This window comes from Streptomyces sp. NPDC046915, from assembly GCF_040644935.1.
In the GTDB taxonomy this organism is placed as follows: Bacteria; Actinomycetota; Actinomycetes; order Streptomycetales; family Streptomycetaceae; genus Streptomyces.
The window spans coordinates 151,597-175,059 of record NZ_JBEYXB010000019.1; the positions used below are offsets into that span (position 1 = coordinate 151,597).

Sequence of the window (23,463 nt, forward strand, 5' to 3'; positions counted from 1 at the left end):
CCGAGGGAACGGGGGACGGATGATCGACGCCCATGAGGATCCCGGGACGCCCGACTGTCGTGGCGGCTGGTGGTACCTGTGGTGGCTGGTGCGGTGCCAGCCCGGCCGGTCGCTCGCGGGGGCGCTCCTCGGCAGCGTCTGGATGACGCTGCTGGCCGCGGCGCCCTATCTGATGTCCCGGGCGATCGACGACGGGCTGGTGGCGGGCGATCTGGGCACGCTCGCCCGGTGGACGGTGGTGCTGTTCGTGGTCGGGGCGGTCAACTCCTGGCTGAGCATCATGCGGCACCGGACGATGACGCGGGTGCGGATGGACGCGAACTTCCGCACGGTCAAGGTCGTCGTGGGGCACGCGGTCCGGCTGGGGGCCGCGCTGCCGCGCCGGGCCGGGGCCGGGGAGGTCGTCACGATCGGTGTGGGTGACGTCCAGACGATCTCGCAGGCGCTGACCGTGGTCGGGCCCGGCGCGGGCTCGATCGTGGTCTACCTGGTGGTGGCCGGGCTGCTGCTGTCGATCTCCGCGCCGCTGGCCGCGGTGGTGCTGCTCGGGGTGCCGGTGATCGCGCTGCTCACCGGGCCGCTGACGCTGCGGCTCCAGGGCGCGGAGAGCGAGTACCGGGAGCGTCAGGGTGTGCTGGCGGCGCGCATCGGCGACCTCGCGGGCGGGCTACGCGTGCTCAACGGCCTCGGTGGCAAGGGGCTGTTCGCGGACGCCTTCCGCAAGGACTCCCAGCGGCTGCGCGCGCAGGGCTATCGGGTGGGCGCCGTGGCCAGCTGGGTGCAGGCGCTCGGGGTGGGCCTGCCCACGCTGTTCCTGGCCGTGGTGACCTGGCTCGCGGCCCGGCTGGCGGCCCAAGGGGAGCTGACCATCGGTGAGTTGGTGGCCGTGTACGGCTATGTGGCGGTGCTGATAGGGCCGGTGGCGTTCTTCGTGCAGATGGCCTACGACCTGAACCGGGCCGTGGTGGCCGCGCGCCGGGTCGTACGGCTGCTGCGGCTGGAGCCGGAGCCGGACGAGGGCACACGGCCCGCGCCGGACGGGCCGGCGGAGCTGCACGACCCGGCGTCCGGGGTACGGGTGGCGCCGGGCCGGCTCGTCGCGCTGGTCGCCGTCCGGCCCGCCGAGGCCGCCGCCGTCGTCGACCGCCTCGGCCGGTACGGCCCCACCGGTGTCACCTGGGGCGGGACACCGCTCGACGCGGTTCCGCTGGCCGACGTACGGGCCCGGATCCTGGTCGCCGACAACGAGGCCGATCTGTTCGCCGGACCGCTCAGGGAGGTCGTCGCCGTCGAGCGCACGGCCGACGAGGCCGCGCTGCGCCGGGCGGTGTACGCGGCCGCCGCCGAGGACGTCGTACGCGGGCTGCCGGACGGGGTGGACTCGGCCGTCGCCGGGCAGGGCCGCAGTCTCTCCGGCGGGCAGCGGCAGCGGGTCCGGCTGGTACGGGCGCTGCTGGCCGACCCGGAGGTGCTGCTCGCCGTCGAGCCGACCTCGGCGCTGGACGCGCACACGGAGGCCACCGTCGCCGAGCGGCTGCGGGAGGCGAGGCAGGGCCGTACGACGGTCCTGACGAGCACCTCGCCGCTGGTACTGGACCGGGTGGACGAGGTGCTGTTCCTGGTGGACGGCAAGGTGGCGGCGAGCGGGCCGCACCGGCGGCTGCTCGCCGAGGAGCCGGAGTACCGGGCGCTGGTGGCCCGGGACGTCGAGGAGAACGCCGAGGAGGCCGTACGGTGACGACGGGCGAGGGACTGCTGCCGGTCGCGGACCGGGCCGGGGTGCGGCGGGCGACCGTGCGGCTGGTGCGGGCCGACGGGCGGGCGTTCGCCGCCACGCTGGTGCTCAACGCGCTGGCGGCCGTCGCGGGGCTCGCCGGGCCGTGGCTGGTCGGGCGGATCGTCGACGAGGTGCGGGCGGGACACGGAGCCGGGGCGGTGGACCGGCTGGCGCTGTGGATCCTGCTCTGCTCGCTGGCCCAGCTGCTGCTGGCCCGCTGGGCGCGGTACGTGGGGCACCGCTTCGGCGAGCGGACGCTGGCCCGGGTGCGCGAGGAGTACGTCGACCGGGTGCTGGGGCTGCCCGCGTCGACGGTGGAGCGGGCCGGTACCGGTGACCTGACCGCGCGCGGCACGGCCGATGTGGCGACCGTCGGCAGCACGCTGCGGGACATCGGTCCGGAGCTGCTGGTGTGCACCGCGCAGGCGCTGTTCGTGCTCGGCGCGGTGTTCGCCCTCGACCCGCTGCTGGGCCTGTTCGGGGTGCTCGGCCTGACCCCGGTCTGGCTGGCGCTGCGCTGGTACCTGCGCCGGGCCCGGGACGGTTATCTCGCCGAGGGGGCGGCCACCTCCGAGGTGGCCGAGATCGTGGCGTCGACCGCGGCCGGGGCCAGGACGGTCGAGGCGTTCCGGCTGCGGAAGCGGCGGATCGCGGCGAGCCGGGACGCCCTGGAGAAGTCCCGCCGCACCCGCTTCTACACGCTCCGCCTGCGGACCGTGTTCTTCCCGGCGGTCGAGGTGACGTACACCGTCCCGGTGGCGGGGGTGCTGCTGGTCGGCGGGTGGCTGCACGAGCGCGGCATGGTGGGCCTGGGCGCGGTGGTGGCCGCCGCGCTGTACCTGCGGCAGTTCACCGAACCGCTGGACCAGATCCTCATGCGGGTGGAGCAACTCCAGAGCAGCGGCGCCTCGTTCGCCCGGGTGGAGGGGCTGGCGCGGGCTCCCCGGGCGGAGCCGGAGGGTGCCTGCCCGGAACCGGCTGACGACCGGATCGACGTGCGCGGGGTGCGGTACGCGTACGAGCGCGGCGGCGAGGTGCTGCGCGGGGTCGACCTGACCGTGCGGCCCGGGGAGCGGCTGGCGGTGGTCGGTCCGTCCGGCGCGGGCAAGACGACGCTGAGCAGGCTGCTCGCGGGCGTCGACGCGCCGGGCTCGGGCACGGTGACGGTGGGCGGGGTGCCGGTCGCCGGGCTGGAGCCGGAACGGCTGCGCCGGCAGGTCGTGCTGGTCACCCAGGAGCACCATGTCTTCCTCGGCACGGTCCGGGAGAACCTGCTCATCGCCGAACCGGCCGCGAGCGACGAGCAGTTGTGGTCGGCGCTCAGCGCGGTCGGCGCCGACGGCTGGGTGCGTGAGCTGCCGGACGGCCTGGACGCGCGCCTGGGCGCGGGCGTCCGCGCCACGGACGGCTCGCAGGCCCAGCAGCTCGCGCTCGCCCGGGTGGTGCTGGCCGACCCGCACACGCTGATCCTGGACGAGGCCACCGCCCTGCTGGATCCGGCCACCGCCCGGCACACCGAGCGCGCCCTGGCCGCCGTACTCCAGGACCGTACGGTCATCGCCATCGCGCACCGTCTGCACACCGCGCACGACGCCGACCGGGTGGCGGTGATGGAGGACGGCCGCCTCACCGAACTCGGTACGCACGAGGAGCTGGTGGCGGCCGACGGCGCGTACGCGGCGCTGTGGCGCACGTGGCACGGGGGACAGGCTTGACGTGCTCCCTGGCTTAAAGTCCAGGGATTCCGGCCTGGGTCGTGTGACCCTTCCGGGGGCTTCCTGCTTCACCGCGCTGTGCGGGCACGTGCGCCCGTCTTACCGGCGCTCCACAGGCGTTTAGCGTCTCCGCCCGTCCGGCGGCGACGATGCGGCGTCCTTCGCAGAGGACGTTACGGGCTGCGTTGTGGTCGCGGTCGTGAACGGTGTGGCACTCGCCGCACGTCCACTGGCGGACGTGCAGGGGCTTGGGGCCGTCCCGGTATCCGCAGGCCGAGCAGACCTGGGAGGACGGAAAGGCCCGGCCCACCTTGGTGAAGGTACGGCCATGCAGAGTCGCCTTGTACTCCAGCATCCGTACGAACGCGGACCATCCCGCGTCGTGCACGGACTTGGCGAGCCGGGTGCGGCCGAGACCGGACACCGCGAGGTCTTCCACGTACACCGCTTGGTTGTCGCGGATGATCTGTGTGGATGCCTTGTGGTGGAAGTCCCGGCGCCGATCGGTGACCTTGGCGTGCTGGCGTGCGACCTTGATGCGGGCCTTGGCCCGGTTCTTCGATCCCTTGACCTTGCGGGACAGCTCCCGCTGAAGGCGCTTGAGTTCCTTCTCCGCCCGGCGCAGGAAGCGGGGGCTGTCGATCTTTTGGCCGTCGGACAGGACGGCGAAGGCGGACAGGCCGAGGTCGATACCGCACTCCGACTCCACCTGCGGGAGGATGTCGGGTGCGGTGTCCACGACGAAGCTGAGGAAGTACCGGCCGGAGCTGTCCTTGGTGACGGTCAGGGACGTCGGGGCGGCCGGAAGCCGGCGCGACCACTTGATTTTGAGGTTGCCGACCTTGGCCACGTACACCGTGCCGTCTTCCTGGAGGGAGAAGGCGTTGGTGTTGAGGCGGATCGACTGCCGGGTGTCCTTCTTCGACTTGTACCGGGCAGGCCCGATCTTGCGGCCGGGCCGCTTGCCGTTGACCGAGTCGAAGAAGTTCTTGTAGGCGGCATCCAGGTCCCGCAGGGACTGCTGTAGGACGACCGCCGAGACATCCGCGAGCCAGGCGCGTTCCCCGGTGCGCTTGGCCTGGGTGATACGCAGCCGGGACAGCTCGGCCGACTTCACATACGGCAGCCCAGCCGCGTGCGCTTCCTTCCGGTCGCGCAGGCAGTCGTTCCACACCACCCGGGCACACCCGAACGCACTAGCCAGCGCACGGCGCTGGGCGGCGTCCGGGTAGGCCCGGTAGTTGTAGCGGAGCTGCACGACCGGGACGTTACTCACGATTGGTCTCATGAATGACCAAAAGAGCAAAAGGTAGATTGTATTCGGAATCTACGGCGGCTTCGCAGCGGAGCTGAAAGAGTTCAACGGCGAACGCGATCACACCCGCCTCTCGGTGCACCACCCGACCAAGGCCACCGTCCCGAATGTCGGCCAACAGCCTCACGGGCGTCTACGCCCGCCGCATACGGCAGGAGTCCACCGGCCGGATCAACCGCCCTTCATGCAGCAGGCACCTGGGGTCTCCCTCGCATCCCCGGCGTGAACGCCGGAGCTTTCTGCAAGAGCCCCCTGTAAAAAAGTCCGTATATCGAACGTGAATATCCGGACAACGAACTAATTCCGGCCAAATTCCTGACGCGCTCCTGACAGACACGCGTACCGCTGCCACCCTTCCCAACAGTCGCTTCACAGCAACCCCACAGTTTCACCGCTGTGATCTCCCCTGGCCGCGTGACCCGCGGCCACGCAGAAGGAGTCCGTGTTGAGAAGCAATACCTCGCGCAGACGCACCTCCCACACCCCCTCCCGGACCACCGCGCGCCGCACCGCCGCCGTCGCCCTCGCCGGCGTCACCGCGCTGATCGCCGCGGCCGTCCAGTCCGGCGCAGCCAGCGCCGCCCCGGCCAAGTCCTCCTCGGGCAAGGCGAATTCGTCCCACGTGACGGTCAGACTCAGCCCCTCGCAGCGCGCCGAGCTGCTCCGTGACGCCAGTTCCGCCAAGGCCGGCACGGCCCGGGCGATAGGCCTCGGCGCCAAGGAGAAGCTGATCGTCAAGGACGTCGTCAAGGACGGCGACGGCACGCTGCACACCCGCTACGAGCGCACCTACGCCGGCCTGCCCGTCCTCGGCGGCGACCTCGTCGTCGAGACCGCGAAGTCCGGCGCCACCGAGTCCGTCGTCAAGGCGACGAACGCCACCCTCAAGTTCGCCGGCCTCACCCCGGCCGTGAGCGCCACCAGCGCAGAGAAGCAGGCCGTCCAGCGCGCCAAGGCCCTCGGCGCCGTCAAGCCGGCCGCCGCCGACACCCCCCGCAAGGTGATCTGGGCGGCGAGCGGCAAGCCCGTCCTCGCCTACGAGACGGTCGTCGGCGGCCTCCAGGACGACGGCACCCCGAACCAGCTGCACGTCGTCACCGACGCGACCACCGGCAAGAAGCTCTACGAGTACCAGGGCATCGAGACCGGCGTCGGCAACACCCAGTACAGCGGCCAGGTCACGCTGACCACCACCCAGTCGGGGTCGAACTACACCCTCACCGACGGGGCGCGCGGCGGCCACAAGACGTACAACCTCAACCACGGCAGCTCCGGCACCGGCACGCTGTTCTCCCAGACCAGCGACACCTGGGGCAACGGCACCACGTCGAACGCCGCCACCGCGGGCGCGGACGCGCACTACGGCGCCGCGGAGACCTGGGACTTCTACAAGAGCACCTTCGGCCGCAACGGCATCAAGAACAACGGCGTCGGCGCCTACTCCCGCGTCCACTACGGCAACTCGTACGTCAACGCGTTCTGGGACGACAGCTGCTTCTGCATGACCTACGGCGACGGCTCCGGCAACGCCGACCCGCTGACCGCGCTCGACGTCGCCGGCCACGAGATGAGCCACGGCGTCACGTCCAACACCGCGGGCCTGAACTACAGCGGCGAGTCCGGCGGCCTGAACGAGGCGACCTCCGACATCTTCGGCGCGGGCGTCGAGTTCTACGCGAACAACTCCTCCGACGTCGGCGACTACCTCGTCGGCGAGAAGATCGACATCAACGGCGACGGCACCCCGCTGCGCTACATGGACAAGCCCAGCAAGGACGGCGCGTCCAAGGACAGCTGGTACTCGGGTCTCGGCGGCCTCGACGTGCACTACTCCTCGGGCCCCGCGAACCACTTCTTCTACCTGCTGAGCGAGGGCAGCGGCGCCAAGGTCATCAACGGCGTCAGCTACAACTCGCCCACGGCGGACGGGCTTCCGGTCACCGGCATCGGCCGGGACAAGGCGCTTCAGATCTGGTACCGGGCGCTGACCACCAAGTTCACCTCCACCACCAACTACGCGAGCGCCCGCACCGGCACCCTCGCGGCGGCCGGTGAGCTGTACGGCACCACGAGCACCGAGTACAAGGCGGTGCAGGACGCCTGGGCGGCCATCGCGGTCGGCTCGCGCTCCGGTGGCGGCGGCGGTGGCGGCAGCTCGTACGAGAACACCACACCGGTGTCGATTCCGGACAACGGGCCCGCTGTCACCTCGAACATCACCGTCTCCGGCAGGAGCGGAAACGCGCCAAGCAACCTCCAGGTGACGGTCGATATCAGCCACACCTGGCGGGGTGACCTGGTGGTCGACCTGGTCGGCCCGTCCGGCACCTCGTACCGCCTGAAGAACTTCAGCTCCTCCGATTCGGCGGACAACGTGAACGCCACCTACACGGTGAACGCTTCCTCCGAATCGGCCAATGGTACTTGGAAGTTGAAGGTCCAGGACCAGGCCGCGCAGGACGTCGGAACGATCAACAGCTGGAAGCTGACCTTCCCGTAAGCCCAGCACAGGGCACCACGCGCAGGGCGCCGTCCGGGAGGTTCGAATCCCCCGGGCGGCGCCCGTTCACAAGCGTGTAACACCGCCCAGAAAACTGGTTTTCAGCCAACATCACTTCAGGGTCATGACATGTACGCGGCCCTGGTGTCACTCTTCCTTCACCCGCCGCACAACACAGCAACTTCACAACGCCACACTCCGGTCAGTAACCCCACGCTGACCCGGACTCCCCCACGAGAAGGAGCTTGAGTGAGCCCCCTCTACGCGCGTCACAAGCGCACCACTCTGGCCATCGCCACCGCTGTCGCGGCCGGAGCCCTGCTCACCACCGGTCTGACCACCAGCGCCTCCGCCCAGCCGGCCGGCGCCGCCAAGCCCCTGGCCGCCGCCCCGACCTCGCTGTCCGCGGCCGCCCGCACCACCCTGGTCCAGAAGGCGCAGGCCGGCGCCGCCGAGACCGCCCAGCACATAGGCATCGGCGCCAAGGAGAAGCTGGTCGTCAAGGACGTCGTCAAGGACGTCGACGGCACCGTCCACACCCGCTACGAGCGCACCTACGCGGGCCTGCCGGTGCTCGGCGGCGACCTGGTCGTCCACACCTCGAAGGCGGGCAAGACCGAAGGCGTCACCAAGGCGACCAAGGCGGCCATCAAGGTGGCCTCGCTCAAGCCGCAGATCGCCGCCTCCAAGGCGGAGAAGCAGGCGGTGACCGCCGCCAAGACCCTGGGCTCCGCCAAGACCGCGGCCGACGGCGCGCGCAAGGTGATCTGGGCCGGCTCCGGCAAGCCCGTCCTCGCCTACGAGACGGTCGTCGGCGGCCTCCAGGACGACGGCACCCCGAACCAGCTGCACGTCATCACCGACGCCGCCTCCGGCAAGAAGCTCTTCGAGTACCAGGGCATCGAGAACGCGACCGGCACCGGCAAGACGCTGTACTCGGGCACCGTCAGCCTCACCACCTCGCTGTCGGGCTCGACGTACTCGCTGACCGACGCCTCGCGCGGCAACCACAAGACGTACAACCTGAAGCACGGCACCAGCTCGGGCACCGGCACGCTCTTCACCAACACCACCAACACGTGGGGCACCGGCACCGCGTCCAGCTCCTCCACCGACGTGACGGCGGCCGCCGACGCCGCCTACGGCGCGCAGGAGACCTGGGACTTCTACAAGTCCACCTTCGGCCGCAGCGGCATCAAGAACAACGGTGTCGGCGCCTACTCCCGCGTCCACTACGGCAGCTCGTACGTCAACGCCTTCTGGGACGACAGCTGCTTCTGCATGACCTACGGCGACGGTGACGGCAACACCCACCCGCTCACCTCGCTGGACGTGGCCGGCCACGAGATGAGCCACGGCGTCACCGCCAACACCGCCGGCCTGGACTACAGCGGCGAGTCCGGCGGCCTGAACGAGGCGACCTCCGACATCTTCGGCACGGGCGTCGAGTTCTACGCCAACAACGCCTCCGACCCCGGTGACTACCTCATCGGCGAGGAGATCGACATCAACGGCGACGGCTCGCCGCTGCGCTACATGGACAAGCCCAGCAAGGACGGCGGCTCGGCGGACAACTGGTCCTCCTCCGTCGGCAACAAGGACGTGCACTACTCGTCCGGCGTCGCGAACCACTTCTTCTACCTCCTCTCGGAGGGCAGCGGCGCCAAGACGATCAACGGGGTGTCCTACAACTCCCCGACGTCCAACGGCTCCACGGTCACCGGCATCGGCCGCGCCAAGGCGCTCCAGATCTGGTACAAGGCGCTGACGACGTACATGACGTCGACGACGAACTACAAGGCCGCCCGCACGGCGACCCTGAGCGCGGCGTCCGCCCTGTACGGCTCCACCAGCACCGAGTACAAGACGGTGGCGGCGGCCTGGTCGGCGGTCAACGTCAGCTGACGCCCGGCGATGTGACTATGGCGGCCCCCGGGACGAACTCGCTCCCGGGGGCCGCCTTACTCTTGGGTCCCATGTCATCGGCGTCCTTCACGTACGAGCCGGTCGGTGCGACCCGCGAGGACCTCTCCGCCTGCCCGCCCGGCTTCCACCCCCTGCACGTGCGCACCCGGATCGGCGAGGGCGAGCCGGTCTTCCGCCGCGCCGCCGAGGCGGTCCTCACCTGGGAGATGCACCGCGCGATAGGCGTCGGCCTCGCCACCACGGCCGACCGCGCCGCCCCCGAGGTCGACGTCACGGTCACCCTGGCCGGCCTCATCAAGGCCCCCTGCCGCATCATCTGGACCGTCGATGAACCCCGCCGCGCCGGCTGGGCCTACGGCACGCTTCCCGGCCACCCGGAGTGCGGCGAGGAGGCCTTCGTCGTCGACCGCACGGGGGACGGCACGGTCTGGCTGACGGTGGCCGCCTTCAGCCGCGCGGCGAAGTGGTACGCGAGGGCGGGCGGGGCGGCTACGCGGGGGTTGCAGCATGCTTACGCGCGGCGGTGCGGGGCGGCGCTCAGGAGGCTGTGCGCGGAGCTGGCCGAGGACTGACCCAAGGGCTGTCCTGCCCAGGAGGGAGATACGAGGCAACCCCGCAACTGCTCGTCTCGTGGCGACGAATGACAGGGCCCGTCGCCTGAGTGCTGCCTGCCCGCTCGGGTCGGCCGGCGCATCGGCGGCCACGCCGAGGGCCGCGCGGGTGATTGTTCTGACGACCGGCCCACCGGAAAACCCCCCGTCCCAGCGAATCGGCATACTGCCCCAATGCGGACGCAGCAGAAGATTCCCGACCTGATCCACCAAACCTGGAAAGACACCGACGTACCCCCCGAATGGGAGGCGTGGGCCGACTCCTGGCGTCAGCGCCATCCTGGCTGGGGTTACCGTCTGTGGACCGACGCGGACAATCGCGCATTCCTCCAGGAGCACTATCCGTGGTTCCTGCCCGTCTACGACGGCTATCCAGAAGCAATCATGCGGGCCGACGCAATTCGCTATTTCCTGCTCGACCATTTCGGCGGGCTCTACGTCGATCTGGACTTCGAGTGCCTCCGCCCCGTCGATGACATCCTTGACGGGCACGAACTCGTCCTCGGCTGCGAACCGGAGGCGCACACACGGCTGCTGCTGGCCCGCCGGCGCGGATTCGGCCGCATCGTCGGCAACGCTTTCATCGCGTCACGGCCGGGCCACCCCTTCTGGGCACACGTGCACCAGCAGTTGGTGGGCTCCCACAAGTCGTCCAGTGCGCTGGACGCCACAGGCCCTTTCTTCCTCACCAGAGCGATCGACAGCGTCCCGGATCCTGCCTCGATCACGGTCCTCGGTCCGGAGGTCCTCTACCCCGAGGTGAGCCCGTACGCGGCAGAACTGTTCGGCCCTCAGAATGCCGATCACGAACGTGCCTACGCCGTGCACCACTGGTCCGGCAGTTGGGTGGCAGACACCCCCGCCGGCCCACGGACCTCCGTCGGCAAACGGATCCCGTTCTGGGCGAGCCAGGAGCTGCACCCCCTCGCCGACGGCATGCTCAGTCTTGACGCGCAACGCCGCCGCTGGGCCTCGGGCACGCCCGCGCCGACGGTGTCATGCCTGATGGTGACCAAGGACCGCTCGTCGACGGCCCGTCGCGCGATCAGGTGCTTCCGCGCGCAGACCTACCCGAACCTGGAACTGGTCGTCGTCGAGGACGGTACGGACGACGCCCTCGAACGGCACATCCGCGAGCAGGGCGACCCGCGGATCCGCCATCACCGACTCCCCCCGGAGGGACGGCCGTTGGGCGATCTGCGCAACGAGGCGGCGGACCGGGCGACCGGGCCCTACGTATGCCAGTGGGACGACGACGACCTGTATGACCCGGAGCGGGTCGAGACACAGATGGCGGCGATCCTTGCGCTGGGAGTCGACGCCTGCTTCCTCGCCCGTGAACGGCTGTGGTGGCCCGCTCGGCGCAAGCTCGCGGTCTCCTGCGTGCGCGTCTGGGAGGGGTCGATGGTATGCGCCAAGGATCGGCTGCCGCGCTACCCGGCACTGCGCCGGGGCGAGGACACGCCGGTGGCGGAAGGGGTGGTCCGCAGCTGCCGGGTGGTGTCGGTGGACGCACCCGAGCTGTACACCTATGTATGTCACGGCAGCAATACGTTCGACGAGTCCCATTTCGCGGAGCACTTCGACGTGGCGACCGAGGTCTGGGCCGAACCCGGCGCCTACGCCGAGCGGTTGCAGGCCATGGCGACCCGGATGCCGATCGAGCCGAAGGACATCGCCCACGCCGAGACGGTCCACGCCGCCGCCCTGGCCTGCGTCCAAGGACCGCAGACGGCCGTGGAGCCGGCCCCGGGCCCGGCAAGCGAGCGGCCACGGGTGCTGGTGCTCACCCCCGTCAAGGACGCGGCCACATTCCTGCCCCGCTATCTGGAGAGCCTCCGCGCCCTGGACTACCCGCGCGAGGCGGTCTCCCTGGGCATGCTGGAGGGCGACAGCAGGGACACGACGAGAGAACTGATCCAACAGGTCCTGCCCGACCTCGAGGGGGAGTACCGGCGGGTCACCCTGGTGCACCGCGACTTCGGCCTCCAGCTGGAGGGCCCCCGTTGGGAGCCGGGTGTTCAGCGCCGACGCCGGTCCGTGCTGGCCAGGGCCCGCAATCATCTGCTCTCCCGGGCCCTTGCCGACGAGGAGTGGGTGCTGTGGCTCGACGTCGACGTCACCGACTATCCGGCCGACCTGATGCAGCGTCTCCTCGGAGCGCGCAAGGACATCGTCGTCCCACACTGTGCCACCACGGCGGGCGGACCCACGTACGACCTCAACACGTTCGTCCTTCACCGCAGGGCCGGCACGCTCAACTGGTCCCAATGGCTTCGCGACGGCATCCTGCAGCCCCCCAAAGGGTTCGGCCGGACCTACCTCGACGAGTTGCGGGGACAGGGGCTGGTCCGCGTCGACTCCGTGGGGGGCACGGCACTGCTCGTTCGCGCCGACCTGCACCGTGACGGCCTGACCTTCCCCTGCTTCCCGTACCAGCACCTCATCGAGACCGAGGGCCTGGCCGCGATGGCCCGGGACATGGGCACCGCGTGCTGGGCCCTGCCCGACCTCGAAGTGCTGCATCCGCACCACGTCCCGGACCCGGCGGGCGTCGGGGCCGTGTCCCCGTCCTGACGACTCCAGCACTTGGAGTAATCATTTTGACACGAAAAGTAAGCAAATCCTACGGTGGCGCCACTGCACTGGTCGCGGAACGCACCGGCCTTGCAGGGCAGCTCCCCCACCCTCGACAGAGAGGCCCCACCGTGAAAGCCCGTGTCGTATCCTCGCTGGCCCTCCCCGCTGCGCTGGCAACCGCCGGACTACTGAACGGCGCAGAGGCGGCCTATGCCGCAGCCGTCGCTTCGGACTCGCTCCCCACGACGGCGGCATACGGGCACCCGGAGCAGGCGATGGGCGGCGTCACCGTCACCTCCGGGTACGAGCACCCGTGCACGCCCATGGGCAACATGACGATCACCGACTACATCCACTGCTGCACGCCCATCGGCAACATGACCATCACCGGCTACCACCACCACTGCTGCGCACCCGTCGCCAACCTCACGTTCTGCGACTACGGACACCACGGGCACCTGTGGCCCTTCGAGGGCTAGGGCCTGTCGACGGCGCTCCGCCACGAGTGGGCGATCCGGCGGGTCTACCGCGACACGGCCTCCAACAGGGCCCGAGGGGGGCCACCGGCACCCGGCGAGGCGGAATCCTGCCCCGCCCTGCCCCTTCCCGTTCCCCTTCTCGTTCCGAAGCGAAAGACGGCGCATGCCCCAGAGGTCCGACCCCGTGGTTTCGGTGGTCATCCCGTGCCACAACTACGCCCGCTATCTGCCCGAGGCGGTGTCCAGCGTCCTTGCCCAGACGTTCGAGGACTGGGAACTCGTCATCGTCGACGACGGCAGTACCGACAACACCGTCGAAGTGACCGAGGGCCTGATCACCCGTTACCCCGAACGGCGCATCAGATTGCTCCAACAGACCAATGCCGGGGTCTCCGCCGCACGCAACACCGGAATCGAGGCCGCCGCCGGCCGCTACATCCTTCCCCTGGACGCCGACGACACGATCGCGCCCACGATGCTGGAGAAGACCGTCGCGGTGCTCGACAGCGATCCCGAGGTCGCCATCGCCTCGACCGACGTGTTCACCTTCACCGACGACGATCTTCCCCCACAGGTGATGCCTCTCCCCGCCTACAGCAGAGAGCTGCTGCTCCAGCGCCTGATCATGTTCTACTGCTCGCTGTACCGCCGTGAAGCGTGGCAGACCGTGGGCGGGTACGACGAGAACATGCGGGCCGGAGAGGACTGGGACTTCTGGATCGGCTGTGCCGAGCACGGCTTCGATGCGTACCACATCCATGAGCCGCTGTTCGGGGCGCGCAACAAGGACACCGGACTGCACGTGGAAGCCGCCGAGAACGACCTGGCGATCCGGGCCCGGATCGTGGCCAACCACCCGGACCTGTTCAAGCCGATCACCCGCGGCTGGGCACACGCCGTGCTGAACCAGGACGCGGAAGCCTGCCTGCGGGACGAGAACGTGCCCGACGACATCCTCACCCGGGCCGCCGAGATGGACCAGTTCCTCGCCGCGGTCATGGCCCTGCAGAGGACCACGCGGGTGCAGTACTACCATATCCGGCGCCTGGAGCAAGCGCTGGCCGCTCACAACGGAACCGCCGGCCCGCCCAGCCAGGGAAGGGAAGAGACACCGACGGCATCCGCCGTGTGAGACGTGCAGCACCGCATCCCCGTCGACCTGAGCCAGCAGGGGCATGACCAGCCGCAGCATGTCGTCCTGCTGGTCACTCACCTCCATTCCCTTGGCCATACGGAGCGCCACGGTGAGCGTCGGGGTGAAGCCGAGCCCGGCGACGACGGCGACCTCGGGCGTTGTCGTCTGGGCGCCAGGCCTGCGACCAGGCTGAAGACTCCGAGATTATGAGAGCGACCGGCTGGGTGGCGTGTCCCGGATGCGGATGGTGACCTGGACGGGCATGTCGGGTTCGTGGTGCTCGGCGAGAAGCGCCATGGTCGGTGGAGCCCTTCCGGCTAGTTGGTGATCTGCCGGAGCGGGACGTCCTTGCCCCACGATTCAAAGCGATTCCCTCGTCGGGCACACCCAGGGCAGCCGGGAAATCAGCCAACCACCGCCCAGGAGCGCTCCGTCAGCCGTGAGCAGGGTTCCCGAGTGGGCGCGTACCGCGGCTGTCAGGGCCGGCCCGCGCAGGCCGGGGGCCTCGGCCAGGGTCTGGGCGAGCGCTGTGACGGCGGTTTTGGCTCCGCGCAGGGCGCACATCTGGGGATGGACGGCCCACACCTCACGCTCCCGCGCCGCCCGGCACAGTGCGGCGAAGGAGACCAGCCCGCACTCCACCGGCGTGAGGACGGGACCGGTACCCCGTACGAAGTGCGTGAACCGGTCCTGGGATGCCAGCACCGCCAGCCCGCCCCCAGCGCCCAGCGCGAGCCCCGCCGCCCCTGCCTCCTCCGCGACTCCGAGCGCCAGCCTCGTCCAGTCGGGTCCCTCGTCCTGGGCAACCGCAAGCGCCATGGTCCCCAGCGCCATCGCGCCCTCGACGATCGTGCGGGCCAGCGCGTCCGTGTCCGGCCCCCAGCTCAGTGCGGGCCCGTCGGCTCGTACGAAGGGCAGCAGACACGCCAGGCCGGCGGCCTGGTACACCGGCAGCGCCCGCCTGGCAGCCTCTGTGTCGGTGTGGCCGACGACCGCCGCGTATCCGGCGCCGACGACGGTATGGGCGACCTGTGGTGTCTCGTCGTGCACGTGCCACTCGGCGGCATCCGGGTGGACGGCCCTGACCCGCTCCAGTTGGCTGAGAAGGACCGCCCCCCAGGCCGTGTGCGGGCCGGTCAACGGCGCGACGACGGCAACGCTGGGTCGGGGCACCGGGATCAGCCCCAGATGAGCGAGTCGCTGCCCGCGGCGACGACCTGGAGGTGGGTGTCGACAGTCGCGGGGCTCGCCGCGCCACCGAGGACCAGTACTGCGGCGAGGGTCGCGAACAGGCCACGGAACAGGTGAGAAGCAGACATGGGTGTCCCCCTGGAAGTTCGTCGTTCAGTGAGTGATGAGTGAGTGCTCAGCGGGTTCTCGATGTGTGATCAGCATGTCCCGGCGCGGGCGTCCGCTGCCATGCCCAGGGGAGTTCCGGGACCGGCCATGGCCAGGGGCGGACTCCACCCGGACACCGACCAGGCCTTCGACCTGTCCGTACTTCGGACCGTGACTGTTCCGCTGCTCGGCGCATTCCTAAGATCCCGAACGGAGCACGGCCGGGGGTGCGGTGCCGGTGGATCAGTTGGGGGACGATTCCAGGTGGACGCACGCGCAAGGGCCCAGGAGCTCTATCGCCTCGCTCTCGACAACGCCGCCTGGCGCTCGGAGACCCTCACCGAGGACCGTGGCTGGAGCGGGACGGAACTCGCCGAGGCACTGCGGCTGCTCGGCCGGCTCGGCCTGTTCGTACCGTCGTCGAGCAACCGCAACGGCTGGACGGCTCTCGCCCCGGACACCGCGCTGCGCAATCTGCTCCTCGACGAGGAGCAGCACACGAGCGCCCTGCTGACCGCCATACAGCAGACCCGCTCCGCGCTCACCCAGGTCGTCGCGGACTTCCAGCCGGTGCACGCCCGCGCGTTGTCCTCAGTCCAGATGGAGGTGGTGACCGGTGCCGCCAATGTGTCGGCCGCCCTGGAGGACGCCTCGCAGCGAGCGGAGGAGGAGGTGCTCTCGATGCACCCGGGGCGTGCGCTGCCCTCCGAGATGGTCGAGGCGGGTCTCGAGCGCGACCGGCTCGTGCTCGGCCGCGGCGTACACATCCGTACGATCCATCTGGGTTCGGCAGCCGCCGTGCCGCACATGACGGCCTATCTGCGCCGGCTGAACGGCGCGGGCGCCCAGGTCCGCACCGCGCACACCCTGCCACTACGGCTGATCGTGGTGGACCATTCGCTGGCGATCGTGCCGGCGTCCCAGACCGCGGACGGGGAGATCGCCGCCGTCGTACTGCGCGGCGAGACACTGGTCAGTGTCTTCCAGGGGATCTTCGAGCACTGCTGGGCCAGCGCCGCCGTACTGACCGAGTCCGCGACCGCGAGCCCCGAGGGCGACTGGCACCCGACCGGCCGGCACCGTGAGCTGGTGCGGATGCTCGCCGGCGGACTCACCGACGAGGCGATGGCCCGCAAGCTCGGGGTCTCCGAGCGTACGGTCCGCCGCCTCGTCGGTGAGCTGACCGAACGGCTAGGCACGGCCAGCCGTTTCCAGGCCGGTGTCTGCGCCGTCCGGCTGGGCTGGCTCGACGACTGACGCCTGCCGCGGTGCGGCCGCGCTGCGTCCCCATGCCGTGCCCGCGAGCACGAAGAGCGCGCCCAGCAGGCCCAGCCACCCGGGCCGGTCCCCGGCGAGTGTGATCCCGACGACGGCGGCCCACACCGGCTCGGTGCCGAGCAGCAGGCTGACCCGCGACGGGGATGTCCGGCGCACCGCCCACATCTGCACGAAGAACGCGAACAGAGTGCAGAACGCGGAGAGGTAGAGCAGCCCGAACCAGTCCCTGGTCCCGAAGTCCGCCGCGGTCGCCCACGGGGTGCTGCCGGTGCCGGGCGCCCCGGAGAGCAGCGCGAACACCACGACCGCGCTGCCCAGTTGGACCGTGGTCATCGACAGCGCGTCCGCGCCCTGTACCGACCGCATGCGCGACATCGCCAGGACGTGCACGGTACGGGCGACGGCCGCGCCCAGCATCAGCAGATCACCGAGGGACGGCGCACTGAAGCCGGCACCCTGCGTGAGAAGCAGCACACCGAGCACCGAGAGCCCCGCGGCCGCGACGAACGACAGCGAGGGCCGAGTGCCCGTGAGCCGGCTCTCCGCGACGGGCGTGAAGATCATGGTGAGGCTGATGATGAGCCCGGCGTTGGTCGCCGAAGTGTGCACGACGCCGTACGTCTCAAGGAGGAAGATGCCGGACAGGATCAGCCCGAGGGCGCCGGCGCCCCGTATCTGTGCCCCCTTCAGAGCCCGCAGCTTGCGCCATCCGGCCACGACCAGGACCGGCAGCACCACGGCGAACCGCAGCACGAGCACGGCCACGACGGTCTGCGTCGTGGTGACGCCCTTGGCGGCGAGATAGCTGGAGCCCCACACCACCGCCACCAGCAGGACGGGTAGATCGGTCAGCCAGGCGCGGCGGGCCGCAGTGACGGGCATGTGGGGACTCCTCGGCAAGAGACAGGCGGGGGCGGGGCCGCGGCTCAGCGCGCGGTGTAGGCAATCACCAGGACGTCGCGGTGCGCGGCGAGTTCGGGGTCCACAGGCCGTACCGGGGTCACCGAGTGCAGCGTGCGACGGTCGTCGCCCAGCAGCAGGTCACCGGGCTCGGACAGCGTAGCGGTGAGCAGGTGCTCGCCCTCGTCGGTGTAGACGCCGCTCTCGCCGCCGGTGACATTGGTGCGGCCGATCATCAGCGAGGTGATGAAGGTGACGCCGTCACGGTGCCGGCCCTCGGGCGCGGGCTGTCCCTGCTGGTCCGCGGAGGCGCTGATGCGGTACGGGTGCAGCTTCACGTTCCACGACGTCGTACCGTCGACGGCGGTGAAGATCCGGCCGAGCTCGATGAGCAAGGAGCGCAGCAGCGGGTCACCGACGAAGGACTCGGTCAGCGGGTCGAAGACCCGCTCGATACCGCCGTTGAGCGGGTTGATGTCCGGTTCCTGGCGGTACGGGGCATGCGGGAGCAGGGTGAGCTCGCCCGCAGCCGGGTCGAGCTCGAACTGGCCGTAGCGGCGGAAGCGGTACGTGCCGCCGTCGGCCATGTACGTGTCGAGGGTCAGTTCGTCCCAGTGAGCGGCGAAGCGCGTCCAGTCGGCGGCTTCGATCCCGGCGAGCGCGGAGAGCGCGGTGGCGGGGATCAGATGACCGCCGGAACCGGCGAGGGCGTTGACGGCATCGACGGCGACGGGGTGGTGGGTGGCGGCGGTGGTCATGGCGGTACTCCGTAGGAAGAGAAGCGAACAGGAAGCGGAGGAGGGAAGGGAGGTCAGACGGTGGCGAGGAATGCCTCGACCCCGGCTGCGAACGGCGCCGACTCCGCGTCGATCGACCGCTCCTCCCACGCCTCACGGTCGCGCAGGTACAGCGGCGCTCCGGCAGTGATGGACCGTGTGTCGGCTCCGCCGGTGCGCAGCCGCCAGGTCACTGAGCCGGTGGTACGGGATGCGCAGGTGTCGATGAACACCTGGGTGGCGAGCCGCAGTTCGCCGAACCAGCGGCCTTCGAGGGCCTCCCGGGTCCAGACCTGTTCCAGGTGCCGCTTCTCGCGGATGAGTTCGGCCTCCAGGCAGGCACTCTCGATGTGCCGGTAGCTGCTGAGCAGCAGCCAGGCGGCGGGCATCTCACGGATCTCGAGGACCTTCTCGCCGTGGTCGAGGTGCTCCAGGCCGGAGTAGCGGCCAAGTCCGTACGCGCCCACCCGTCGGTTGAGCCGGTCGATCAGTGCGGTCAGCGGCAGCGGTTCGCCGTCGACGGCGACGGGAAGCCCTTGGTCGAAGGTGACGGTCAGGGTGTCGGTGTCGCCGGGGGCGGCGGTCGGCCGGCTCCAGGCGTACATCTCCTCGGGGACCTCGTGTTGTTCGGGGTCGTCCAGGATGCCCGACTCGAACTCCCGGCACCACAGATTGGAGTCGCCGCTGACGATGCGCCCGGCGAGCAGGTCGATGCCGGCGGCCCGCAGTTCGACGAGCTTGTTGTCACGGGTGACGGGATCGAGGTCGTACGGGCTGCCGAACGCACCCTCGTAACCGAGCAGCCGCAGCGCCCCGTTGAGGCGGCGCAGGGTGTTCTGCGAGCGGTTGGCGGTGTGCAGCACGGCCTGCGCGCCGAGTCCGCGGGCCAGCTCGACCGCGCTGTGGGCGATCAGTGGACGGCTGAGCGTGGAGCTGACGGGGTGGATGCCGAGGTAGACGGCCTGGGCGGCGATCGCGGGAGCGACGTACCGACCGGCGAACTCCGCACGCCGATCGAGGATGTGGATCGTCGCTCCGAGCGCCTCGGCCACCTGGCGTTTGTACGTACTGGACTCGTCCTCGCCGATGTCGACGCTCACGGCGTGCACCTCACGAATGCCCATCCGGCGCAACCGCAGCAGCAGGTACGAGCTGTCGAGGCCGCCGCTGAACAGGGTCACGACGGGGCGGTCCGGGTCCAGGGATCCGAGTTGCGAGAAGGAACGAATGAGCGGGGGACGCATGGCCTCTCCAACCTCTGCACTGATCACGGAGAAGGAGATTTCCGTACGGAGGAGCTGCCGACAATGGACTGCGGATGTCCGCGCCCGGCCATGGCCTGACCCGGAAACGGATCACCGCGCCCTGGTCCTCGGCCCACTCCGGCACGACCGCGACAGCCTGCGCATGCTCCCCTTCACCGGACGTCCGAGCGCCGCGGACGACCTCCTGGCCTGAGAGGACGGTGCTCCGGGTGCGGCACCGGGGTGGCAGGGGCGGGCAAAGACCGCCCCTGCCACCCCACCGGCGTCAGCGCATCAACACCCCCGCCTCCTCCACCCCCTCCTCCGAAGGCCCCGCCACCAGGCCCAGTTCCGCGCCGGATGCCAGCAGGCGGTGGGTGGGGAGGACGCGGACCGTGTAGCCGTAGGGGCCGGTGCGGTCGAGGGAGAGGGGGCCCTCGTAGAGCCAGCGGCCGTCCGGGTCCTGGCCGCCCGCCGCCTTCAGGGCGATCGTGCCGGCGTCCGTGATGCGGTCCTCGGAGTCGACGCGGCCGGAGACGACCTGGACCTCCACGTCGTCGGGGGAGAGCGCGCCGAGGCCCACGCGGACGCGGAGGCCGAGGGTGGTGCCGAGTTCGGCGGTGGCCGTGGTGGCCGTCGTCTCGACGTGGTCGACGGTCACGCCGTGCCAGGCGGTACGCACCCGGGCCTTCCAGGCGGCCAGCTCCTCCGCCGCGGACGGGGGGAGGGCACGGCTCGCCTGCGCGGCCGGGGTGTAGAGGCGCTCCACGTACTCGCGGACCATGCGGCCGGCCAGCACCTTCGGGCCGAGCAGGGTCAGGGTCTGGCGGACCATCTCGATCCAGCGGTCGGGCAGACCGGACTGGCCGCGTTCGTAGAAGCGGGGCGTCACGCGCTGTTCGAGGAGGTCGTAGAGGGCGGCGGCCTCGATGTCGTCGCGGCGGTCGGGGTCGGTGCCCGCGCCGTCCGCCGTGGGGATGGCCCAGCCGAAGTCGGGCTTGAACCACTCGTCCCACCAGCCGTCGAGGACGGAGAGGTTGAGGCAGCCGTTGAGGGCCGCCTTCATACCGGACGTGCCGCAGGCCTCCAGGGGCCGCAGGGGGTTGTTCAGCCAGATGTCGCAGCCGGGGTAGAGCTTCTGCGCCATCGCCATGCCGTAGTCGGGGAGGAAGACGATGCGGTGGCGGACGCGCGGGTCGTCGGCGAAGCGGACCAGTTCCTGGACCAGGCGCTTGCCGCCGTCGTCCGCGGGGTGGGCCTTGCCCGCCACCACGATCTGCACCGGGTGTTCCGGATGCAGCAGCAGTTCCATCAGACGGTCGGGGTCGCGGAGCATGAGGGTGAGGCGCTTGTAGGACGGGACCCGGCGGGCGAAGCCGATGGTCAGGACGTCGGGGTCGAGGACACCGTCGATCCAGCCGAGTTCGGCCGTGCCCGCGCCGCGCTGCCGCCAGGAGGCCCGCAGCCGCTCCCGCACCTCCACCACCAGCTGCTCGCGCAGGGTGCGCCGCAGTTCCCAGATGTCCTGGTCCGCGATGCCCGCGACGGCGTCCCAGCGGTCGATGCCGTCGACGGTGAGCGCGTCCTCGGTGCGCTGGGCGCCGACCTGACGCGCCCCGAGCCGGAAGACCTCGGGGGCGACCCAGGTCGGGGCGTGCACCCCGTTGGTCACGGAGGTGATCGGCACCTCCTCGGGGTCGAATCCCGGCCAGAGTCCGGCGAACATCTCCCGGCTGACCTGACCGTGCAGCAGCGACACCCCGTTGGCGCGCTGGGCCAGGCGCAGCCCCATCACGGCCATGTTGAACAGGTTGGGCTCCCCGCCCGGGTAGGTCTCCATGCCGAGCCGCAGGATGCGTTCGACGTCGATGCGCGGCAGTTCGGCGTCGGTGCCGAAGTGCCGGGCGACCAGCTCCCGGTCGAAGCGGTCGATGCCGGCCGGGACGGGGGTGTGGGTGGTGAAGACGGTTCCCGACCGGACCGCCTCCAGGCCCGCGTCGAAGTCCAGGCCGTCGTCGCAGAGCTCGGCGATGCGTTCCAGGCCGAGGAACCCGGCGTGCCCCTCGTTGGTGTGGAAGACCTCGGGCTCGGGGTGGCCGGTGAGCCGGCAGTACGTCCGCACCGCCCGCACCCCTCCTATGCCGAGCAGCATCTCCTGGAGCAGCCGGTGCTCACTGCCGCCGCCGTACAGCCGGTCGGTGACGCCGCGTTCACCGTGTTCGTTCTCCTCGACGTCGGAGTCGAGCATCAGCAGCGGCACCCGGCCGACCTGCGCCAGCCAGATCCGGGCGCGCAGCCGCTTTCCGCCGGGCAGGGCGAGGGAGACCTGGGCGGGGGTGCCGTCGGGCTCTTCGAGCAGGGCGAGCGGCAGCTCGTGCGGGTCGAGGACGGGGTAGTGCTCCTGCTGCCAGCCGTCCCGGGACAGGCTCTGCCGGAAGTAGCCGTGCCGGTAGAGGAGTCCGACGCCGATCAGCGGTACGCCCAGGTCACTGGCCGCCTTCAGGTGGTCGCCGGCCAGGATGCCGAGGCCGCCGGAGTACTGGGGCAGGGCGGCTGTGATGCCGAACTCCGGGGAGAAGTAGGCGATGGCGGCGGGCAGACCGGCGGGCTGTGTCTGGTACCAGCGGTCGCCGGTCACGTAGTCGCCCAGATCGTCCGCGGCCGCGGCCAGGCGGCGCAGGAAGCGGCGGTCCTCGGCGAGTTCGGCCAGGCGCCCGGGGCGCACACCGCCGAGGAGCCGGACCGGGTCGCCCTCGGAGGCGGCCCAGCGTTCGGGATCGATGGACTGGAACAGGTCGCGCGTTTCCGCATGCCAGGACCAGCGCAGGTTGCGCGCCAGGTCGCTCAGTGGCCGGAGGGGTTCCGGGAGTACGGGACGGACGGTGAACCGACGGATCGCCTTCACGCTTCCACCTCGGACGCAGTGCGTATGAGACGCACTTCGTTGTGCGTCTCGTCGTCGTCTTCGACGGTACCGGGGGTACCCGTCTCTTCGAGGCCGGACTTGTGTGTAGACATACGCGTGAGTAGTTAACAAAGTGCCGGATTGCGTACCTGAATAGGGTGGGAAGGCTCCTCCGGTACGCTCCCCAGGCGCATCACAGGTACACCCGCAGGACCCACCTCCCCACAGTCATCCGCCCACACCCTCGTTGACGCGGACAGGAGCGGTCATGCCCGCCACGCACCACTCGTCACCACCCCCGACAAGCAGCAAGACGACCAACAGGACAGCCGGCAGGACAGCCGGCAAGAAGAGCACCAAGCCGACGGCTCCGGCCGATGCTCCCCCGGCCTCCCCACAGGAGTCCGCCGCGGCCGAGGGCACCGTCGTCGGCCGCATCCCCGTCCTCGACGTCCGCCCCGTCGTCCAGCGTGGCCAGAGGCCCGCCAAGGCGGTGACTGGAGAAACGTTCGAGATCTCCGCGACCGTGTTCCGCGAGGGTCACGACGCCGTGGCCGCGAACGTGGTCCTGCGGGACCCCGAGGGCCGCCCGGGGCCCTGGACGCCGATGCGCGAACTCGCCCCGGGCACCGACCGATGGGGCGCCGAGGTCACCCCGGACGCGCCCGGGTCGTGGACGTACACGGTGGAGGCCTGGAGCCACCCCGTGGGCACCTGGCAGCACCACGCGCGGATCAAGATACCGGCGGGAATCGACACCGGCATGGTGCTCGAGGAGGGCGCCCGGCTGTACGAGCGGGCCGCCGCCGGGGTGCCGGAGCGCGACGGGCGCGAGGTCGTGCTCGCCGCGGCGGCGGCCCTGCGCGACGAGGACCGGCCGGCCGCCTGGCGGTTGGCGGCGGCGTTGGCGCCGGAGGTGGCGGAGGTCCTCGCCCGGCATCCGCTGCGGGAACTGGTCACCGCCTCCGAGACCCTGCCCCTGCT

General features: G+C 70.6%; 17 protein-coding genes. 10 read left to right on the plus strand and 7 right to left on the minus strand.

What is annotated here, in order from left to right; translation table 11 throughout:
- The first annotated feature begins 19 nt into the window (after positions 1–19).
- Together ABZ915_RS37480 and ABZ915_RS37485 are read left to right on the plus strand one after the other, a co-directional pair.
- The gene (locus tag ABZ915_RS37480; RefSeq protein ID WP_361812762.1) at positions 20–1,738 is read left to right on the plus strand and encodes an ABC transporter ATP-binding protein; all 1,719 of its coding nucleotides are present in this window, start codon (positions 20–22) and stop codon (positions 1,736–1,738) included.
- The gene (locus ABZ915_RS37485; protein ID WP_361812764.1) at positions 1,735–3,492 is read left to right on the plus strand and encodes an ABC transporter ATP-binding protein; all 1,758 of its coding nucleotides are present in this window, start codon (positions 1,735–1,737) and stop codon (positions 3,490–3,492) included. The genes ABZ915_RS37480 and ABZ915_RS37485 overlap by 4 nt, the downstream gene beginning before the upstream one ends.
- A 13-nt stretch (positions 3,493–3,505) precedes the next feature.
- Here the strand turns inward: ABZ915_RS37485 and ABZ915_RS37490 are convergent, their stop codons facing one another.
- On the minus strand, positions 3,506–4,750 hold the full coding sequence (locus ABZ915_RS37490) for an RNA-guided endonuclease TnpB family protein (RefSeq protein WP_361812794.1): 1,245 nt from the start codon (positions 4,748–4,750) through the stop codon (positions 3,506–3,508).
- A 502-nt stretch (positions 4,751–5,252) separates the two neighbouring features.
- Here ABZ915_RS37490 and ABZ915_RS37495 point away from each other — a divergent pair.
- The 6 genes from ABZ915_RS37495 to ABZ915_RS37520 all read left to right on the plus strand — a co-directional run bounded on the left by ABZ915_RS37495 (position 5,253) and on the right by ABZ915_RS37520 (position 14,035).
- Positions 5,253–7,307, plus strand: a complete 2,055-nt coding sequence (locus tag ABZ915_RS37495; RefSeq protein WP_361812766.1) for a M4 family metallopeptidase — start codon at positions 5,253–5,255, stop codon at positions 7,305–7,307.
- A gap of 249 nt (positions 7,308–7,556) precedes the next feature.
- Positions 7,557–9,212 carry a M4 family metallopeptidase gene (locus tag ABZ915_RS37500; protein WP_361812768.1) on the plus strand — a complete coding sequence of 552 codons (1,656 nt, stop codon included), beginning with the start codon at positions 7,557–7,559 and terminating at the stop codon, positions 9,210–9,212.
- Positions 9,213–9,283: 71 nt separating this feature from the next.
- The gene (locus ABZ915_RS37505) at positions 9,284–9,805 is read left to right on the plus strand and encodes a DUF1990 domain-containing protein (RefSeq protein ID WP_361812770.1); all 522 of its coding nucleotides are present in this window, start codon (positions 9,284–9,286) and stop codon (positions 9,803–9,805) included.
- A gap of 213 nt (positions 9,806–10,018) precedes the next feature.
- Entirely contained in the window at positions 10,019–12,421 is a 2,403-nt protein-coding gene (locus ABZ915_RS37510) for a glycosyltransferase (protein ID WP_361812772.1), read from the plus strand.
- A gap of 131 nt (positions 12,422–12,552) precedes the next feature.
- A complete protein-coding gene (locus ABZ915_RS37515; RefSeq protein WP_361812774.1) occupies positions 12,553–12,903 on the plus strand; it encodes a hypothetical protein in 351 nt (116 codons plus the stop codon).
- A gap of 163 nt (positions 12,904–13,066) precedes the next feature.
- Entirely contained in the window at positions 13,067–14,035 is a 969-nt protein-coding gene (locus tag ABZ915_RS37520; RefSeq protein WP_361812776.1) for a glycosyltransferase family A protein, read from the plus strand.
- A 363-nt stretch (positions 14,036–14,398) separates the two neighbouring features.
- Here the strand turns inward: ABZ915_RS37520 and ABZ915_RS37525 are convergent, their stop codons facing one another.
- A complete protein-coding gene (locus tag ABZ915_RS37525) occupies positions 14,399–15,211 on the minus strand; it encodes a hypothetical protein (RefSeq protein ID WP_361812778.1) in 813 nt (270 codons plus the stop codon).
- Positions 15,212–15,216: 5 nt separating this feature from the next.
- Entirely contained in the window at positions 15,217–15,357 is a 141-nt protein-coding gene (locus ABZ915_RS37530; protein WP_361812780.1) for a hypothetical protein, read from the minus strand.
- A gap of 283 nt (positions 15,358–15,640) precedes the next feature.
- Here ABZ915_RS37530 and ABZ915_RS37535 point away from each other — a divergent pair, with 283 nt between their 5' ends.
- Positions 15,641–16,633, plus strand: a complete 993-nt coding sequence (locus ABZ915_RS37535) for a LuxR C-terminal-related transcriptional regulator (protein WP_361812782.1) — start codon at positions 15,641–15,643, stop codon at positions 16,631–16,633.
- Here the strand turns inward: ABZ915_RS37535 and ABZ915_RS37540 are convergent.
- The 4 genes from ABZ915_RS37540 to ABZ915_RS37555 form a co-directional block, all read right to left on the minus strand.
- Entirely contained in the window at positions 16,568–17,536 is a 969-nt protein-coding gene (locus tag ABZ915_RS37540) for a DMT family transporter (RefSeq protein ID WP_361812784.1), read from the minus strand. The genes ABZ915_RS37535 and ABZ915_RS37540 overlap by 66 nt on opposite strands.
- Before the next feature lie 44 nt (positions 17,537–17,580).
- Positions 17,581–18,312: a 2OG-Fe dioxygenase family protein gene (locus ABZ915_RS37545; RefSeq protein ID WP_361812786.1), complete on the minus strand. Its 732-nt coding sequence runs from the start codon at positions 18,310–18,312 to the stop codon at positions 17,581–17,583.
- Between the two features lie 53 nt (positions 18,313–18,365).
- The gene (locus ABZ915_RS37550; protein ID WP_361812788.1) at positions 18,366–19,574 is read right to left on the minus strand and encodes an argininosuccinate synthase-related protein; all 1,209 of its coding nucleotides are present in this window, start codon (positions 19,572–19,574) and stop codon (positions 18,366–18,368) included.
- A gap of 286 nt (positions 19,575–19,860) precedes the next feature.
- On the minus strand, positions 19,861–22,479 hold the full coding sequence (locus ABZ915_RS37555; protein WP_361812790.1) for a glycosyltransferase family 1 protein: 2,619 nt from the start codon (positions 22,477–22,479) through the stop codon (positions 19,861–19,863).
- A gap of 268 nt (positions 22,480–22,747) precedes the next feature.
- On the opposite strand from ABZ915_RS37555, the gene ABZ915_RS37560 reads away from it, so the two are divergent.
- On the plus strand, positions 22,748–23,463 hold a 716-nt coding region (locus tag ABZ915_RS37560; protein WP_361812792.1), incomplete at its 3' end, for a maltotransferase domain-containing protein.

Excerpts from the sequence above, each read along its gene's own strand:
- ABZ915_RS37480 (WP_361812762.1), top strand. The coding sequence starts at position 20 with ATGATCGACGCCCATGAGGATCCCGGGACGCCCGACTGTCGTGGCGGC.
- ABZ915_RS37505 (WP_361812770.1), top strand. The coding sequence starts at position 9,284 with ATGTCATCGGCGTCCTTCACGTACGAGCCGGTCGGTGCGACCCGCGAG.
- ABZ915_RS37510 (WP_361812772.1), top strand. The coding sequence starts at position 10,019 with ATGCGGACGCAGCAGAAGATTCCCGACCTGATCCACCAAACCTGGAAA.
- ABZ915_RS37520 (WP_361812776.1), top strand. The coding sequence starts at position 13,067 with ATGCCCCAGAGGTCCGACCCCGTGGTTTCGGTGGTCATCCCGTGCCAC.
- ABZ915_RS37530 (WP_361812780.1), bottom strand. The coding sequence starts at position 15,357 with ATGTCTGCTTCTCACCTGTTCCGTGGCCTGTTCGCGACCCTCGCCGCA.
- ABZ915_RS37540 (WP_361812784.1), bottom strand. The coding sequence starts at position 17,536 with ATGCCCGTCACTGCGGCCCGCCGCGCCTGGCTGACCGATCTACCCGTC.
- ABZ915_RS37545 (WP_361812786.1), bottom strand. The coding sequence starts at position 18,312 with ATGACCACCGCCGCCACCCACCACCCCGTCGCCGTCGATGCCGTCAAC.
- ABZ915_RS37550 (WP_361812788.1), bottom strand. The coding sequence starts at position 19,574 with ATGCGTCCCCCGCTCATTCGTTCCTTCTCGCAACTCGGATCCCTGGAC.